A 2382-nucleotide genomic window follows, 5' to 3' on the forward strand; every position below is an offset into this window, starting at 1 on the left:
CCCTTATACAAATTACAGCAATATTATTATAGCCCTACTGATATTATTGTATTAGGCGATTCAAGAGCAAATCATCTATCTAAGGAGAGCTTTGACAGTATTGCAAATGAAGAAATAACTAATTTGGCTTATGGTGCAGGTACGATTGAAGAAATAGTTGAAACATTTTGGATTGTTAATGAGATTCATAAGCTTAAAAAGATTTATATAGGTATTAATTTTAATCTGTATAATGCCTTAAATGCTAGAAATACAGTAAGTGAAGCAAATGAACTTAGGAAATCAAAAGTATCTTATATTACAAGTAAGTACTGCATAAAAGCTACCTTCTTTATTCTACAAAGTTTGATTACGAAAAAACAAATTGAAATTGAAAAGCCTCCCTTTTCAAGAGAGGAATTTTGGCGTCATCAACTTATTACTTCTGGTCCTGATTTTTACAAAAATTACAAATACCCATCAATCTATTACGAAAACCTTCGTGAAATATCTGAATACTGTAGCGCTGAAAATATTCAACTGATTTTTTTCATACCACCTACCCATACTGATCTTCAGAAGAAGATTGAAGAATATAATCTTCAAAAAGAAAATGAGCAATTTATAAATGATTTGTCCTCGCTAAGTACGAATGTTTTTGATTTTAACTTTGAAAATAATATGACAGAAGACAAACGATATTTCGATGACCCATTTCATTTTAATCAAGCATTTGAACAAATTATTATCAAAGTGATATCTTCGAATAAACATAATTTAATAACTGACAATAATGTTTATAAATCATTGAGCAGATAGTGCTAATTTTACCCAACTTCAAGAGGAAATAAATGCTTAACTTTGAAATTTTATTGTCAAGGCAGAATAGTACCTTAAATAAAAGTGAATATAACCCTCTTCCCTTTTTATAAATGCTGAAACGAGTTTTTTGGATTGCTTTATATACTGGATCAGCACAAATCCTTTCTTTACTTGCTGTTAATGTAGTATTAAGAAATTTAGGAGAGGAGTCATCTGGCTATATGGGAATAGTCGATTCTTATATTCTATTAATGGCTACTATAATTTCTTTTGGGATACAGTTATCTGTAAATCGTAATGTCGCTAAAACAAAAGGTTGGCGAAGCAATTATCAATTAGCCCAATCTTCGCGAATTACCCTCGGTCTCATATTATTATCTTTCGGTATAGTGAGCCTTTTATACAAATGGGAGGTTTCTAAACTAATTTTAATATTTGCTCCCCTAGTCGCCCTTAATGGAGATTATGCTTTATATGGGAAAGGTGAGCCCATTATCGCAGCACGTTTATCATTAATAAGGGTGGCATTGCCTAACTTAGCAATCATTATTACTAGTTATTGGCTAGCAGATTTAAGTATATATTTTTATATAATATTTGCCGCCATTGGTTTATTAAATTCAGGTTTTTGGGCGGCTAGAATAAATCAAACTGATTATCTTCATCCACCCAGGAAATCATTTTATAAATTCTATTCAAAATATGCCAAAGTTGGCATATTTCAGCTGTCATATGCCTTGATGATTACAGGTGTATTAGCATTTGCTAAAAACTTCTATACCATTGCAACCATTGGTTTAATCTATGGCCTTCTAAAATATTTTGAAGTATTTAAGGGTGTTATTAGAATTATTGTTCAGGCATTTTTTAGGGAACTAAAGCATGAGGGGATAAACCTCAAAGTTGATAAAGCAGCTATTTTATTAGGAGCAGGTGTTTTGATACCAACGATTATTTATCCAAATACGACATTAGCTATACTTTATGGAGATACATATAGTCGTATTGAATTAATGCTTTCCTTCTTTGGAGTAGCAATGTTTATTTCATCGGTGAAAGCGTCAGCGGACATGAAGTTGTTAATGCTAAAAAAGGACAACATTAATCTATATACCTACTTGATAGCTATTTTAGTGACCTATAGTGTAGCGGTGTTGTTCTCTTACACAAAATTAGCCCCATTTGGTGTGGCAGTAGGTATAATTTTGGGTGAAATGATTTTATTAATAGGCCTAGGATACAATTTAAATAAACTTACTTTTTTTTCTGATCGAGGACATTTTATAATCAAGTTAACTCCTATTCTTGTACTTTCATTTCTGCTTAAACTTTACTTTGGAGAATCTCTATTGTTACTAACAATCTCAGTTGTAATGTTTGCCACTTGGGCTTTCATATTCTATCGAAAGCTGTTGTTTGACAATCAAATATTAGAAAAAAACTAATATGCATTTAAAGAAATTATTGAGTCCAAACCCTTTGGGATATATCCAAATGAGCCTCTTTATTCTTATTGAGCTTCTTCTCATTTTTGATAAAACATTTTCTAAGTTTAATTTGATTGGCCCATTGTACTTATAT

2 protein-coding genes are annotated in these 2382 nt (G+C 31.1%); both read left to right on the forward strand.

The features are described from left to right. Positions 1–798: hypothetical protein (locus E1140_RS21245; protein WP_185153340.1), on the forward strand; the 798-nt coding region annotated here is incomplete at its 5' end. A 113-nt stretch (positions 799–911) separates the two neighbouring features. Then, positions 912–2246 (forward strand): hypothetical protein, encoded by a 1335-nt coding sequence (locus E1140_RS00680; RefSeq protein WP_155178028.1) that lies wholly within the window; start codon positions 912–914, stop codon positions 2244–2246. Positions 2247–2382: the final 136 nt, after the last annotated feature.

The sequence above is a fragment of the Fulvivirga lutimaris genome (assembly GCF_009711525.1).
Lineage (GTDB): Bacteria > Bacteroidota > Bacteroidia > Cytophagales > Cyclobacteriaceae > Fulvivirga > Fulvivirga lutimaris.

Bases quoted from the DNA above. Each gene is read 5' to 3' on its own strand.
- E1140_RS00680 (WP_155178028.1), top strand. From the start codon at position 912: ATGCTGAAACGAGTTTTTTGGATTGCTTTATATACTGGATCAGCACAA.